This is a genomic window from Natronolimnohabitans sp. A-GB9 (genome assembly GCF_030848565.1).
Taxonomy (GTDB): domain Archaea; phylum Halobacteriota; class Halobacteria; order Halobacteriales; family Natrialbaceae; genus Natronolimnohabitans.
Genome location: NZ_JAVDDV010000001.1, coordinates 187,865 through 201,595, shown reverse-complemented (window position 1 = coordinate 201,595; position 13,731 = coordinate 187,865). Strand labels below are relative to the sequence as shown.

At 60.3% G+C, this 13,731-nt stretch carries 15 protein-coding genes and 1 tRNA gene; 10 read left to right on the top strand and 6 right to left on the bottom strand.

The window, feature by feature from the left end; translation table 11 throughout:
• Positions 1–11: 11 nt before the first annotated feature.
• Together RBH26_RS01000 and RBH26_RS00995 are read right to left on the bottom strand one after the other, a co-directional pair.
• On the bottom strand, positions 12–1,292 hold the full coding sequence (locus RBH26_RS01000) for a polysaccharide deacetylase family protein (RefSeq protein ID WP_306755966.1): 1,281 nt from the start codon (positions 1,290–1,292) through the stop codon (positions 12–14).
• A 132-nt stretch (positions 1,293–1,424) separates the two neighbouring features.
• Entirely contained in the window at positions 1,425–1,547 is a 123-nt protein-coding gene (locus RBH26_RS00995; protein WP_306755964.1) for a hypothetical protein, read from the bottom strand.
• A 219-nt stretch (positions 1,548–1,766) separates the two neighbouring features.
• Between RBH26_RS00995 and RBH26_RS00990 the strand changes: the two genes are divergently transcribed.
• Positions 1,767–2,618 (top strand): translation initiation factor eIF-2B, encoded by an 852-nt coding sequence (locus tag RBH26_RS00990; protein ID WP_306755962.1) that lies wholly within the window; start codon positions 1,767–1,769, stop codon positions 2,616–2,618.
• Positions 2,619–2,627: 9 nt separating this feature from the next.
• Here RBH26_RS00990 and RBH26_RS00985 read toward each other — a convergent pair whose 3' ends face one another.
• Positions 2,628–3,344: a ThuA domain-containing protein gene (locus tag RBH26_RS00985; protein ID WP_306755960.1), complete on the bottom strand. Its 717-nt coding sequence runs from the start codon at positions 3,342–3,344 to the stop codon at positions 2,628–2,630.
• Positions 3,345–3,620: 276 nt separating this feature from the next.
• Between RBH26_RS00985 and RBH26_RS00980 the strand changes: the two genes are divergently transcribed.
• The 7 genes from RBH26_RS00980 to RBH26_RS00950 all read left to right on the top strand — a co-directional run bounded on the left by RBH26_RS00980 (position 3,621) and on the right by RBH26_RS00950 (position 8,814).
• Positions 3,621–4,736 carry a Gfo/Idh/MocA family oxidoreductase gene (locus RBH26_RS00980; protein ID WP_306755958.1) on the top strand — a complete coding sequence of 372 codons (1,116 nt, stop codon included), beginning with the start codon at positions 3,621–3,623 and terminating at the stop codon, positions 4,734–4,736.
• Positions 4,737–4,863: 127 nt separating this feature from the next.
• Positions 4,864–5,184 carry a DUF5785 family protein gene (locus RBH26_RS00975; protein WP_306755956.1) on the top strand — a complete coding sequence of 107 codons (321 nt, stop codon included), beginning with the start codon at positions 4,864–4,866 and terminating at the stop codon, positions 5,182–5,184.
• Between the two features lie 98 nt (positions 5,185–5,282).
• Complete coding sequence (locus RBH26_RS00970; protein ID WP_306755955.1) at positions 5,283–6,044, top strand: GTP cyclohydrolase III; 762 nt, start codon at positions 5,283–5,285, stop codon at positions 6,042–6,044.
• A gap of 219 nt (positions 6,045–6,263) precedes the next feature.
• Positions 6,264–6,878: a CBS domain-containing protein gene (locus RBH26_RS00965; RefSeq protein WP_306755953.1), complete on the top strand. Its 615-nt coding sequence runs from the start codon at positions 6,264–6,266 to the stop codon at positions 6,876–6,878.
• Between the two features lie 131 nt (positions 6,879–7,009).
• Positions 7,010–8,236: a phosphoglycerate kinase gene (locus tag RBH26_RS00960; protein ID WP_306755951.1), complete on the top strand. Its 1,227-nt coding sequence runs from the start codon at positions 7,010–7,012 to the stop codon at positions 8,234–8,236.
• Positions 8,202–8,729, top strand: coding sequence for a GNAT family N-acetyltransferase (locus RBH26_RS00955; RefSeq protein ID WP_306755950.1), 528 nt, complete (start codon positions 8,202–8,204; stop codon positions 8,727–8,729). Before RBH26_RS00960 ends, RBH26_RS00955 begins: the two co-directional genes overlap by 35 nt.
• Positions 8,730–8,740: 11 nt before the next feature.
• Positions 8,741–8,814: transfer RNA gene (locus RBH26_RS00950), tRNA-Thr, on the top strand.
• A 679-nt stretch (positions 8,815–9,493) separates the two neighbouring features.
• On the opposite strand, the gene RBH26_RS00945 is transcribed toward RBH26_RS00950, so the two are convergent.
• Together RBH26_RS00945 and RBH26_RS00940 are read right to left on the bottom strand one after the other, a co-directional pair.
• The gene (locus RBH26_RS00945) at positions 9,494–9,670 is read right to left on the bottom strand and encodes a hypothetical protein (protein ID WP_306755949.1); all 177 of its coding nucleotides are present in this window, start codon (positions 9,668–9,670) and stop codon (positions 9,494–9,496) included.
• Positions 9,671–9,796: 126 nt separating this feature from the next.
• On the bottom strand, positions 9,797–10,723 hold the full coding sequence (locus RBH26_RS00940; RefSeq protein ID WP_306755948.1) for a hypothetical protein: 927 nt from the start codon (positions 10,721–10,723) through the stop codon (positions 9,797–9,799).
• Between the two features lie 428 nt (positions 10,724–11,151).
• Between RBH26_RS00940 and RBH26_RS00935 the strand changes: the two genes are divergently transcribed.
• The gene (locus RBH26_RS00935) at positions 11,152–11,436 is read left to right on the top strand and encodes an AAA family ATPase (RefSeq protein WP_306756309.1); all 285 of its coding nucleotides are present in this window, start codon (positions 11,152–11,154) and stop codon (positions 11,434–11,436) included.
• Positions 11,437–11,455: 19 nt separating this feature from the next.
• Positions 11,456–11,821 (top strand): potassium channel family protein, encoded by a 366-nt coding sequence (locus tag RBH26_RS00930; RefSeq protein WP_306755947.1) that lies wholly within the window; start codon positions 11,456–11,458, stop codon positions 11,819–11,821.
• 592 nt (positions 11,822–12,413) lie between these two features.
• Here RBH26_RS00930 and RBH26_RS00925 read toward each other — a convergent pair.
• Positions 12,414–13,550 (bottom strand): hypothetical protein, encoded by a 1,137-nt coding sequence (locus RBH26_RS00925; protein WP_306755946.1) that lies wholly within the window; start codon positions 13,548–13,550, stop codon positions 12,414–12,416.
• Between the last annotated feature and the right edge of the window lie 181 nt (positions 13,551–13,731).

Sequence of the window (13,731 nt, the reverse complement as noted above, 5' to 3'; positions counted from 1 at the left end):
AACGCCCCGGTCTAGAAGACGTACTGATCCGCCATCTCCGCGGGTGTGATCACTTCGAGTTCACCCTCGTCGACGAGTTCCTCGAGCCGAGCGGCCGTCTCCTGGAACGCGGTGATCGTATCCGACTCCTCGAGCCGGTAGAACGGGATCGTCGTGATACCGCCGTGTTCGGCCGTCCACTCCAGCAGTTCGGGTCCTTCGCCGGGCTCCGGCGAATCGGTCACCGAGCAGAGGTGTGGGTTGCCGGCGTACCCCTGAGCTGGGGCCCGCCCTGCGAACGCGAGGTCGTAGTGTTCCTGGACGAGATCGTACGACGCCTGGGTGTACTCCGAACCCGGGAAGGCGAAAAAGCGTGCGCCCTCCTCGTACCCCTCTTCCTCGAGCCACTCGATCGGGTCGGTGATGTTCGTCTCCAGGTCGTCGTCGCCGGCCGAGTCGACGTCGCTGAGCTGGGTTCCCTGTGCCGAGAAACTGCCGATCGTCCAGCCGGCGCTGGAGAGTTCCTCGATCTGGTCGTAGGTGAGACGGTCGCCCGCAGCCGCAGCGTCGGGGCCGATCCGGTTGGTCGGGACGAACGCGGACGCCGTGAGCCCGTGTTCCTGGAGGACCGGAAGCGCTTCCGTGTAGTGGGTCTCGTACCCGCCGTTGAACTGGAGCATGACCTTGCCCGGTTGGTCGGCAGCCGGAACGAAGTGGAAGTCGTCGACCCACAGCCGCGCGTCCTCGGACCAGTGGATGACCTGCAAGACGATGATCTCGCTTAGATCCGGATCGCCGCGGATCCGAGTGAGACCGAAGTTGTGTCGCTCGAGGTCCATGTCGTCGGTCACCCGCTGGCTGTACTCGACGTAGTCCCCGTCCTCGTCCTGGAGCTGAATCCGGACGATGCTGTCGGTCTCGGCGGTCATCGCGATTCCGGGGACGACGTCTCGAATGTCGATCGGTTCGTCCAGGCTGCGGCGAATGCGTGCCTGGCCGTCGTCTTCGGGGTCGAACACCGCCGATTGAGATCCTTCGTAGTAGCGTTCGGTATCCGCTTCGACCGAACCCAGGTCCTCGTGGGCGAACCACAGATCGAGATCCTCGAAGTCGTCGAAGGTCCCGGTCAGTCCGGATGGCTCCGGCTCCGAATCGTCGGATTCGGTGTCGTCAGGTTGGTCGTTGTCGTCGTCGGTCTGGTCGTCGGACGGCTCGTCCGTCTCCGTATCCTCGGAGCTTCCGAGATCTGCACAGCCGGCAAACGCCGCCGCGCCTGCTGTGAGACCCGTCGCGAGATATGTTCGTCGATCCATCGGTGCGTCCCGATTCGATGCCGAGAGACTGAATTGTTATAGGGGGTATAGGTTGGGAGAGACGATTATCACTCTCGTTGGAGTCTCGGGTAAGCGGACCGAACGCGAGTCCCATCGCTGGATTGGTGACTCCTACGGTCGTGGTGTCGCTTGTCTCCTATCGACGTCGTGAACGAGTCCACCGAGAACGCTGCCGTCGGGTTCGTATCGACGGAGATGCGTGTTGGGGAGCCCCCATCGATCGTCGTTGTCCATCGAGCAACGATATCCATCGCCCGCGGATTTCGTTCCCTAACGTAGTATCTGAAGCCTTTGACCGCCACCGATCACTGACCGTCAGTCTCCCTGTCTCATTATCCGTAGACTATTGTCCCATTCTGACGGTCGTCGAATGCTATCACTGGCCACGGTATTACGGTCTCATCACCGAACCCGACCCGAACACCTTTGCCGCTGACGGGAATCTGTCCGTGTATGATCGACGAGACGGTCGAGGAGATCCAGGAGATGCAGACTCACAGCTCCTCGGTAGTGGCAGTAAACGCGACGCAAGCGCTCGAGGAACTCGTCGAGCGGGAGTTTGCCACCGTCGAGGAGTATACACGCGCGTTAGAACGTAATGGAACGGTGCTTCGGCGGGCGAACTCCTCACACGCCTCCCTGCAGAACGCGGTTCGTGAAGTCGTCGCCGACGTCACCGACGCCGAACCCGACAGCGTCGAGGACGCAAAGCGGCTCACCGAAGAGAAGATCGACGCCGTCGTCTCCCGTGTCGAGTCTGGAAAGCGACTGGCAGCCGAAAACGCCGCCTCTCACCTCGAGGACGGCGCGACGCTGCTGACCCACGATTACTCGTCGACGGTGATCGAAGCCCTCGAGCAGGCAGTCGACGACAGCAAGACGTTCGAGGTGTACGTCACAGAAGCGCGACCCCGCTACATTGGCCGCAAGACGGCACGTGCACTCGCCGACCTCGAGGGCGTCGAGACGACCCTGATCACCGACAGTGCACACGGCATCTACTTGGAGGAGTGTGACCGCGTCGTCGTCGGCATGGACTGTATCGTCGACGACACGCTGTACAACCGAGTGGGCACGTTCCCGATCGCCTCGACGGCCGCACGACTGGACGTCCCGGTGACCGTCCTCGGCTCGGCCTCGAAGCTCGTCAGCGAGGGGTTCGTCTTCGAAAACGAGTTCCGGTCCGGCAGCGAGGTCATGTTAGAGCCCGCCGAGGGCTTCGACATCGAGAACCCCAACTACGACGCGACGCCGATCGAGTTACTCGAGAGCGTCATTACCGACGAAGGTCGACAGGAGCTGTAGTCTTTGGTATCAGTCCCGTTCGCCGAACGTCCGCGGTGATCCGTCAGTCGGAGTAGCCCACTCGACGGCGTTGCGGAGCACACGCCGGACGGCGTCGTGTTCGTAGATCGGGTACGTCTCGTGGCCCGGCCGAAAGTAGAAGATTCGACCGCTGCCACGACGGTAACAACAGCCACTGCGAAACACCTCGCCACCCTCGAACCAGCTGACGAACACCAGCCGGTCGGGCTCGGGGACGTCGAACGGTTCGCCGTACATCTCCGTCTGCGGGAGTTCGATCGATTCCTCGAGGCCGTCGGCGATCGGGTGACCCGGATCGACGACCCAGAGCCGTTCGGTCCCACCGTCCTCGCGATACTGGAGACTACAGGAGGTACCGAGGAGCCGTTTGAACGGTTTCGAGTAGTGTCCGGAGTGGAGGACGATCAGTCCCATCCCCTCGAGAACGCGTTGCTGGACGCGATCGACGATCCCGTCGTCGACCTCGTCGTGAGCTTCGTGACCCCACCACAACAGGACGTCCGTCCGCTCGAGGACATCCGTGGTGAGTCCGTGCTCGGGCTCGTCTAGGGTGGCGGTGTGGATCTCGTGGTCGGTCGCGCTCCCGTCTGTGTGTTCGGCGAGGCCCGCAGCGATCGTCTCGTGCATGCCATCGGGATAGACGGCAGCGACGTCCTCGTCCTCGCGTTCGTGGCGGAACTCGTTCCAGATCGTGACCGTAGCCATCGCTCTGTCATCGGCGCTACCGCCTCTTCAGTTGGTTGATAACTATACCTAACATTCGTCGAAAAATATGAAATTTATCGAGACAATAGTATCGTACTTTGGCGTAATATACTAGTGAGTTCTGAAAGAACGACGGCCGTACAGATTAATCGGTCATAACCCTTATTTCGATCGCCCACTGTCTCTCTCTATGGATCGGGATCGCACGCAAACGACGTATGGGCTCGTTTCTTACAGGATTTCTGGCTCGATCGAACGACAGGCGGGGTGTACACGATGATCGGCGACGGGATCGGTGTCGGCATCGTCGGACTCGGAGGGATGGGGACCCTCCATGCGCGATCAGTGACGGAACTCGGCGCCGAGGTCGTCGCCGGGGCCGACCTCGTCGAGGCACAGCGCCAGCGCTTTGCCGACGAGTTCGACGCACGGACCTACGAGACCCACGAAGGGCTCGTCGCGGACGACGCCGTCGACGCCGTTATCGTCACGACGCCGAACCGATTCCACGAGCCGATCACGGTCGACGCACTCGAGGGCGGCCGACACGTGCTCGTCGAGAAGCCCCTCGCACACAACCTAGAGAGTGCAGAACGGATCGCGGCGGCAGCGGCGAGAAGCGACGCCGTCTGTATGGTCGGCTTTCACAACCGCCACGCCGCGTCGATGGCCATGTTCGACGAACAACACGCGCGGGGCCGGTTTGGCAAACTTACCCACATCGAAGCCAACTACGTGCGGCGACGCGGCGTGCCCGGTCCCGGCTCGTGGTTTACCGATCCTGAACTCGCCGGTGGCGGCGCCCTACTCGACATCGGCGTCCACGCGCTCGATCTCGCCCTCTATGCCATGGGCTTCCCAGAGATCGCCGAGGTCTCCGGCGTCACCCGGACGACGTTCGGTGACGACGAGGAGTACGCCGATCCCGACGGATTCGGCGACAACTGGGACGCCGAAAGCGAAGCCTACGACGTCGACGACTCCGTCAGCGCCTTCATCCGGACGACCGACGGACGGACGATCTCGCTCGAGGCCGCCTGGGCGACCAATCGCGAGGAGAGCATGGACTTTCGCATCCGCGGAACCGACGGCGGTGCCCAGTTCGACATCGGCGATACGAGCCTCGAGATCCTCGAGACCGGCACCGCCGGCGGCGATCACTACGCGGACGTCTACCTGGATGGCGACGAGTCACTGACCGGATACACGGCCCAGGACGAGCAGTTCCTTCGTGCCGTCGCGTCGGGGACGGCTCCCGGGACGAACACCATCGAGGAGGCACTGACCGTCCAGCGCGTCATCGACGCCATCTACCGCTCGAGCGAGCTCGGACGAGCGACGCAGCCGGCCGAACCCGAACTCGAGGCCGAGCAACGCGCACGAATCGACTAAGACGCCGCGGTCCGCCGGCCCCGACACGACTGCGACCAATCCATGGGTGTGCCAGGACAGGGCCGTCCGACGTCACGCCCGGCGGCGGAGAGTAACCCTTTTGCGGGACCCCTACACACGTTCCCGTATGGACTGGCCACACGATCCCGACGGCGAGCAAGGGAGCGAAGGAATGCGCAAGTTCGACATGCGAATCATCGCCGACAAGGTCGACGAACAAGAGGACTTCCCGCTGGACCGCGACGAGTTCGTCGAAGAACACGGCGACGACCCGATCCGGATCAACCACCAGAAAGTCGTCGCGATGCGCGACATCTTCGAGTACATCGACGAGGAGGAGTTCGAGACGATCCTCGACATGCACAAGGCAGTCGGGAAAGCGATGCGCGCCGGTGACTTCTGGGACTACCATCCGAAAGGCGCCAACCCCGAGAAGAAACACGCCTGAGTTCTGTCATACCGCGCTCGAGTGTCGGTGCTCGAGCCCTCATCACGAATCTGGATTGCGTATCACTTATATGATGGCGTTCGAAAGAATCGGGCACCGTGACTAATACGCAGGTTACGCTCGTTCAGATCGACAACTACGGGCCCTGGACCGTGACGCCGGAGCCGCGTCGGGAGGCCGACCTCCAGACGATGCAGTCCCGGCTCTACGCCGACATCTCCCAGTTCGTCGGCAACCGCGGCGGCTACACCTTCTTCACTCGCTTCGACAACATGATCGCCGTCACGAACGGGCTCGATCGCGACGATCACGCGCTTTTGCAGGAGTCAGTCGGCAACCGCTACCCAGTGACGCTCAGTCTGGGCGTCGCGACCGGTACCGACCCAGTGCAGGCACTCGCCGACGCGACCGAGCGCATCCAGGAGGCCGGCAGTGCCCAGGACGAAGATCGACGCGAGTGTCTCGAGGGACGGGTCATCGAGGACGTCCACCGGACCGACGACGACGTCCAGATCGCCCACTTCGACGTGATCAACGCAACCGGCAACTACACCGACGAGCTCAACGCCTTCGATACCTTCATCGAGATCGAGCAGGGGTACGCCGAACTGATGCGTCACATGCGGTACGCCCACGACAGCCTCTCGTTTTTCGTCGGCGGAGACAACATCATCGTCGTCTGTCCGGACCTCGAGGCCGCCGACTACGAGGAAGCCATCCAGCACGTCTCGGAGGCCGTCGACGTCGACCTCCAGGTCGGTGTCGGCCGTGGCGAGAACGCTCACGACGCCGGCTTCGCCGCGAAACATGCCCTCGAGACCTGTCGAGCCGACGGAACCAGAGTCGAACTCGAGTGGTAGCAAGAGACAGCTGATACCGAATACTGTACCGATCGTCCGGCGTAGCTGTCGGACGAATGGATATCCACTGATTCGTTACAGTAGTCCGTACCGTCGGCGGGTTCGGTCCCATAGAACATCCGCAGTTGGGACTCGAGTCTCCGAATTTCGACCTTCGTCTCGAATTCGCTTAAGCGTGGCGGGGGTAGCTTTTAGCCTGTTAGGGAGTAACATCCCTACATGGAATCAGAACTGTCGGTCAGGGACGTCCTGACGAACGAATACGTCGGCGTCAGCGAGTCAGACACCGTTCGCGGTGCAGTGGAACTGATGCGTGAGGAACGGGCGAGTTGTGTCCTCGTCGTGCGGGGTTCGGAGCCGGTCGGCATCATGACCGAGTGGGACGTACTCGGCGTCGTCAGCGACGACCGCGACCCCGCCGAGACGACCGTCGGTGACGTGATGACCGCACCAGTCATCTCTTTCGGGCCGGACCGCTCGCTCACCGACGCCGCCAACGCGATGACCCGCGAGAACATTCGCAACGTCGTGGTCGAGGACGACGACGGCGTGTTGGGGCTCGTGACCCAACGGGACGTCATCGCCGCCGCGGGATCCTTCCAGGCGACGATGACTCCGACGCGCTCGAGCGAACCCCCTCTCGAGGGGAACCCGGCCGACGAGCCGATCACACAGTCGACCACCACGTCCGGCGACGAACTCGAGTCGCGGGCGGTCACCAACGGCGGCGACGAGTACTCGACGCAGGGGGTCTGTGAGGCCTGTGGCTCGCTGGCCGACTCGCTGTGGGACGCCAACGGCCAGCTCGTCTGTACGGACTGTCGGACAGTCTGATGGGACTCAAGCGCCGCGGCCTTCTCGTCCGTCATCAGTGATGCACGACCGTAATGTGCCGTGTCAACAGCCACCGACAGTGATGTCTCCGATAGAAAGACCTTTCGGGGGCCACGATGCACCTGTGGATAATGACCGATACCCTCGACGACCTCGACGTCGAAGGGACCACCGTCGGCGTCCGAATCGATATCAACAGTCCGATCGGCGACGACGGTGCTCTCGCCGACGACGCCCGACTGCGTGCCCACGTCGATACTCTCTCGGAACTGCTCGAGCGCGGCGGTCGAGTCGCCGTCCTCGCACACCAGGGTCGACCTGGCGGTGACGATTTCGTCTCTCTGAAACCCCACGCCGAACGGCTCTCGGAACTGCTCGACCGACCGGTCGACTACGTGGATGCGACGTTCAGCGACGCCGCCTGTGAGGCCGTCGGCGCCCTCGAAAACGGCGACTGCGTCGTCCTCGAGAACACTCGCTTCTACAGCGAGGAGTACATGGAGTTCGAACCCGAACGTGCCGCGTGCACCCACCTCGTCGAGGGGCTGGCACCGGCACTCGACGTCTACGTCAACGACGCCTTCGCTGCGGCTCACCGTTCACAGCCCTCGCTGGTCGGCTTTCCGACCGTCCTACCGGGCTATGCGGGCCGGGTGATGGAGTCGGAACTGGACGTCCTCGGATCGATCGAGGAGACCCCCGAGCCCCGGATCTACGTCCTGGGCGGCGCGAAGGTACCCGACTCGATCGACGTCGCCTGGTCGGTTCTAGAGAAGGGGCTGGCCGATCACGTCCTCACCGCCGGCGTCGTCGGCAACGTCTTCCTCGTCGCTGACGGCGTCGACCTCGGCGACGACAGTACCGACTTCATCTACGATCAGGGCTACTGGGACGAGATCGACCGGGCCCGCGATCTCCTCGATGCCTACGGCGACAGTATCGCGCTCCCGCGTGACGTCGCAGTCGAACGCGACGGAGAGCGCTACGAGATCGGCGTCAACGCCTTGCCGCCGGAAGACGGGGAGGCCGCCATGGACATCGGCGACTCGACGCTTACCTACTACCAGCGCCTCCTCGAGGACGCGGGAACGGTCATCCTGAACGGTCCCGCCGGCGTCTTCGAGGACGAGGCCTTCGAGAAAGGCACTCGACAGCTCTACGGCGCCGCGACCGACGTCGATACCAGCATCGTCGGCGGCGGCGACACCGCTTCCGCGTTGCGGCGACTCGGCGTCGAGGGCTTTTCCCACGTCAGTACCGGCGGCGGTGCCGCCTTGCGGATGCTCACCGCGGAACCGCTGCCCGCCGTGACCGCACTCGAGGATGGACCCAAACAGCAACAGCCGGCCGACGATTGAACTCGCGAGACCGAGCGATCTCGAGGCGGTTACGGAGCTGTGGGTCCGCCTCGCCCGCGACCAGCGGAGCCACGACTCGGTGATCCGCGCCGATGCCAACCGCGAGACGATGCGGGAGACGCTCGCGGCCCACCAGGTCAACGACGGGCTGCTCGTCGCCCGCGACGCCGGCCGGATCGTCGGCTTCGCGTCGTTTTCCCTCGAGCGCGGCTCGCTCGAGCTCGATACGACCCGCGGACTGCTCTCGAACATCTACGTCGAAGCCGCCTACCGTGATCAGGGGCTGGGTGCGGCGTTGCTCGAGGCCGCCGAGGCCGAACTCGCCGATCAGGGCGCTGACGCCGTCGTTCTCGAGGTGATGGCCGAAAACGAGGCCGCACGCCGCTTCTACGAGCATCGGGGGTACGAGACGTATCGCGTCGCGATGACGCGGGACATAACGGCCGAGGGCGGCCGATCCGAAAACGATACACACTCAAAGGAGGACGAATAAGGACGAACTGCGCCAGGGGAGCATGGGCGGTTCATGCACTCGACTTGTAATCGAGACTTCGTGGGTTCAAATCCCACCCCTGGCTTGAATTCTCTACCTGCTGGCATCCCGACTTTTGGGAGATACACTGCTCCAGTAAGCCGAACCAACAGTTCAACGGATGGCACGAACCCACCGCTTGGGGAACCGATGCCCCTGTGGCGGTGGAACGTATTGTGCTGAGTCAGGCGAAGGGGATGTGGCAATCCCCGGTCGCGGTGGCGAGGTGGTGTGTCAACTGTGGGGTGGCTGGAGACAACGACAATCTGTCTCCCCGCCCCGCCGTTTGACGGTTGTTACTGCCCAAGAATAAGGATAGTGGCGCATTTCTCGAAGACCACGCTGAGTTGGAGAGCGCTTGCCGCTCTCGACGGTGGGCTTCGAGCAATGGATTGCGGGAGACCGTATCACACGACGTGTTGCGGTACCGAGTCCGATGACAGACGACAGTGTCCGTAGACATCGGACGGTGTCACAACCATCGAAACGTCCGCCGAAAACGGCCGACGTTGGAACGACGAGGGTTGCTGTCTCAGAGCCGGAACCCCCTCTGGCAACGACTGGTGTTCCACCCTCGTCGTTCGAATGAACATCGTTACTACTGATATGTTTATCGCCCAATCATGGTGGTGGAGTGCGACTGATACGGACTGCTGTAGCTATTTACCGGCAATCGAACGGTTGTACCGGCGCTATCGGCGCCACGATCGGTACGTTCTCGTCTTTCATGACCGCACCACCTCAGCAACCGTCAGTGCAGTCCCGCCGACGATACATGCGACTCCGAAAAGGAACAGGTTAAAAAAAGCATCTTCAAGTGCAACGATTTGTAAAAATGCCAATCCTACTATTGTTATCTGAATACCAAAAAGCATTCCAGTTTGATTATTTTCGAATACCATACAATATCATATATAGTCTAATATAATAAATTCTCCTATATATCATAATATTCTATACTAGTGGTGGTCAAAGTCTGAACTGCAGGGTGAAATCGCTTGCGTCTGATTTCACCCATCAGTTGACGGTTAGAACGATATTAGCTCTGATTGGTAGACTTCAAGATCATCACCATCTGGATCCGTAGCAATCCTATCATAATCAGTACGATATTCTGGAGTAACTTCGATTCCTGGACCTGATGAAGTAAAGCTCAACGACGTTGCAACATCGACTGTTGCATGAGCGTGCGTATACGAGGCACGTACAACACGTTCGTCAGGATCATGGTCTCCATAAGTAGTGAGATAAACGCCACACGTTCCACCAGGATAAGGTCCAACTACTTTCTCTCCAGCATTAAGTAATCCACAGTCAGTATTATCTACATTGTCTGACACCCAGTCAGAGTAGCTATCGCTATCGTTGAATCTAAATACAGTTCTCCCAACTACTGGCTCGTGCATATCCTCGTACCAAGATACATTACTGCCAATTGCTTCCATCGCACTTTCCCCACCATCATCGGCTAGTCTGAAGTATTCATTTTGTCGAGAGTTCCATGCGATACCGAGTGCATCCTTTGGATCCTCTCCGGAACTATCACCAATGAACTCCTGACCAGCACACGTTGCTGAGAACTTGTAGTCAACAGACACCCAAGCAAATAGGTCTGCTGACTCTGGAGGATCTCTACCTTCAGTGGCACCGATTGTTACTCGTATTCCACCATCCTTCGGATCGTTGATAGCCTCTGTGGACACCTCATCCTCAGTTTGACTGTCATCAGATCCGAGTGAAATCGATTTCTCAATAGTCTTTGAAGTGTATGAATACCCATTCTCTTCAAAGAACTTTTCTCTGGCTTCCTTACCCCTTGAATGCCCAATCTTTAGGGCATGACGCATATCCTGCTTGAAATCGTCACCGTCGGAATCTTTCGCTGAGGCAGTTCCGATACTCGCGGACAGTGCACTGGATACGCCAATCGCTTGGAGGATTTTTCTTCTCTCCATACATTTTGGTTCTAAATACATTCATATATATATATATATATATATATATATCTATTATAATGAGTAATCAAAATAATTTGTTCAAGGTACTAAGATATGCAAGCGAACACTGTAAATCAGAATTGGCGATGATATCCACTCAATGAGGTCGCATATTCAGGATTTCGGTGAAGAGATCAACGACTGGGATGACTCACCGCCAACGCTAGTTTTGAGGCCAATCTGCTTGATCTGGCATCTTGAGTTCGTATTTGATGAATTCCCAGCAGCGATAACACACTAAGAGTGTGAAAATCGCGAGGAGTGCAGAATCTGCATAGAGAGCAGCCTCATAGAAGACTCTTGTCGACTGACTGGTGTACGCTTCGACAACTGTTTCGAAACGATGCCCGCCACCCATATTATGACAGTAACCAAAACAGTCGTCTATAAGTAAGAATCGGTGGATCTTCGACGACGAGTACGAAGCCGACATCCTCCATCGGCACGACGAACTCCAGTCGCTCTCGAGGCTCCTCGCCCCGACAGAGCACGGCCAGCGCGCCGAGGACATCCTCATCTACGGCCCCAGCGGCGTCGGGAAGACAGCCTCAGCGCGATACATCCTTCGCTATCTCCGCCAACGCTTCGGACTCGAGTGGTCGCTACTCGAGTGCTCCGGGAAGACCCGCAACGTATTCGACGTCGCTTACAATCTTCGTTCGCGTCCTTGACTGGAAAAAGCGTGATCTGATGGTCGTGACAGTCGTCAACAGTGTACTGCTCGTCACTACGTTTAGTCTCGTCTACCTCGTCGAACACCAGGCCCAGCTGGAAACGTTCACATCCATCCCGCAGACGCTCTGGTGGGGCATCATCACCCTCACGACTGTCGGATACGGTGATATATACCCTGTGACCGCGGTCGGACAGCTATTCGGCGGCCTAACAGCCATCCTCGGAATCGGGATGTTTGCGCTCCCCGCCTCGATTCTTGCGTCCGGGTTCATCGACGAAGCCCGGTCAGGGAAGCCCTGTCCTCATTGCGGTCGTCACCCTGACGCCGACAGTGCAACCAATCGCACCTCTCATGTCCAATTCGATGAACACGACGACTGAAATGAAGGCTCAGTCGATCACATCGACTGACACTAGTGGTGGCGGTAACTGACTACAGGAGACCGTATCACACGACGTGTTTCGATCCCGAGTCCGATGAACACAACAGTGTCCGTGAACAGCGGACGGTGTCACAAGTATCGAACGGTCAGCCGAAACCGGCCGACGTTGGAACGACGAGGTTGCTGTCTCAGAGCCGGAACCCCCTCTGGCAACGACTGGTGTTCCACCCTCGTCGTTCGAACGAACGTCGTTAGTCCAGATATGTTTGTTGGCCAATCATGTTGGCAGAGAGTAACTCCCTCTCGAGTGGCGGTCGACTACAGTAATACTGTCGGACAGCAGTCAATGACCCGTCGGTCGCGGATTCATGGCCGTCCTCGTCGGAGACGGCCGCAGTCGTGCAACCGACGGTGAATCGTGCTGTCCAACAGTATAACAACTGGAACGATTGACACACCGATCGCACGACGACTACGTGACGGGTATGCAGTGACGTTCAGTGACTCCTATAGCGAACACCGATACGTTCACGAGTGCGAGGGGGGGCAACGTCGGCAGAGACCAGACGACCGTCGACCGCGACTGCGACCTACCGTCCGAAGCCGTGCTCGTCTCCGAGACCGATGTCGTCACCGAGTTCGGGCGACTCGAGACCGGGGTGGTCGACGACCCACACCGGCGCGTCGGTGAACGTGCCGTCGCCCGTGATCACCCAGGGGATGATCGCACAGGTGTGACAGAGCCCACCGTCGACCGATAGCGTGGCCGTATCCCACTCGCCGGAAACCTCGCTCACCCCGAGGATCGTATCGGCCTGCGTGAGCCACCAGACGACCCGGTCGAGGTTCCCGTCCGGATCAGCGACGTCGATCTCGAGGTCGACCGCTTCGTCAGGGCCGACCTCGAGGACGCCCGGCGCCGGGCGTCCGGCCTCGATGACGGGATCGGCGAGCCCCTCTGGTCGCGTCTCGGCGACCTCGACGGTCCAACTCGCCCGGTACCGTTCGTCGTCGACAGCGACGGAAGCGGCGACCTCGTAGGTCCCCGGCTCGTCGAACGTCTCCTGCCAGTAGTGGGCGCCCTGATCGGCGAAGTACGTCGCCTGCCACGCCCCGAGCGAGTCGCCGACGTTCTCGCTGTCGACCCACCAACTCGTCGTCTGCGGTGTCTCGGGGTCGACGGCGCCGACCTCGAAGTGAACCGTGGTTCCGGGCCGGACTCGAAGCTCTCGATCGGGAAACAGCAGATCGGGAGCCAACTCGTCGACGCCAAGCAGCGTGACCGTCGCCGTGTCGACGTCGGTCTCGGTCTCGACGTGGATCTCGAGCGGACGGTCCTCGGCGACGGGTTCAGTCGGGACGCTTACCGGGAACGGCCGCTCCGTCTCGCCGGGATCGACGGTCAGCGTGACGCTTCCGGCCGACTCGCCGTCGACGGCGTACTCGAGAGTCGGGCGGACTGGCTGATCGGTCGGGTTCGTGACTTCGACGCTCCACTCGAGGAACGCGCCGCCGGGGATCGCGTCGGGAACGTCGACGATCCGGATCGATACCGCCGTTTTGTCTTCGTCGGCGTCCGTTTCCTCGGCGTCGGGTTTCGCGGACGTCGTCCGTTCGGTGGTCGCTTCGGCGGCGGTCTCCTCGCTCCCGAACCGCCTTGTACCGACGTACGTCGCCGGGACGATACCTCCAACAGCAGCCCCTTTCAGAATCGATCGTCTGTTCACGCGTCTGGCCTCCTCCTGGTTTCGACCCGAACTCACAGCAAAAAGTTACCCTACCGTTGCTCGACCAAATTTGATATTGAAACTATTCGTTTGCTGATGCAGATCGGATGGGTGTCGTTACGGATCGAACGGACACGATACACGACCGGTAGGCTACGGATACGAGCCGTCACGCGGCCGC

Excerpts from the sequence above, each read along its gene's own strand:
- RBH26_RS00945 (WP_306755949.1), bottom strand. The coding sequence starts at position 9,670 with ATGGTATTCGAAAATAATCAAACTGGAATGCTTTTTGGTATTCAGATA.
- RBH26_RS00940 (WP_306755948.1), bottom strand. The coding sequence starts at position 10,723 with ATGGAGAGAAGAAAAATCCTCCAAGCGATTGGCGTATCCAGTGCACTG.
- RBH26_RS00990 (WP_306755962.1), top strand. The coding sequence starts at position 1,767 with ATGATCGACGAGACGGTCGAGGAGATCCAGGAGATGCAGACTCACAGC.
- RBH26_RS00975 (WP_306755956.1), top strand. The coding sequence starts at position 4,864 with ATGGACTGGCCACACGATCCCGACGGCGAGCAAGGGAGCGAAGGAATG.
- RBH26_RS01000 (WP_306755966.1), bottom strand. The coding sequence starts at position 1,292 with ATGGATCGACGAACATATCTCGCGACGGGTCTCACAGCAGGCGCGGCG.
- RBH26_RS00960 (WP_306755951.1), top strand. The coding sequence starts at position 7,010 with ATGACCGATACCCTCGACGACCTCGACGTCGAAGGGACCACCGTCGGC.
- RBH26_RS00985 (WP_306755960.1), bottom strand. The coding sequence starts at position 3,344 with ATGGCTACGGTCACGATCTGGAACGAGTTCCGCCACGAACGCGAGGAC.
- RBH26_RS00980 (WP_306755958.1), top strand. The coding sequence starts at position 3,621 with ATGATCGGCGACGGGATCGGTGTCGGCATCGTCGGACTCGGAGGGATG.
- RBH26_RS00955 (WP_306755950.1), top strand. The coding sequence starts at position 8,202 with ATGGACCCAAACAGCAACAGCCGGCCGACGATTGAACTCGCGAGACCG.
- RBH26_RS00930 (WP_306755947.1), top strand. The coding sequence starts at position 11,456 with ATGGTCGTGACAGTCGTCAACAGTGTACTGCTCGTCACTACGTTTAGT.
- RBH26_RS00965 (WP_306755953.1), top strand. The coding sequence starts at position 6,264 with ATGGAATCAGAACTGTCGGTCAGGGACGTCCTGACGAACGAATACGTC.
- RBH26_RS00995 (WP_306755964.1), bottom strand. The coding sequence starts at position 1,547 with ATGGACAACGACGATCGATGGGGGCTCCCCAACACGCATCTCCGTCGA.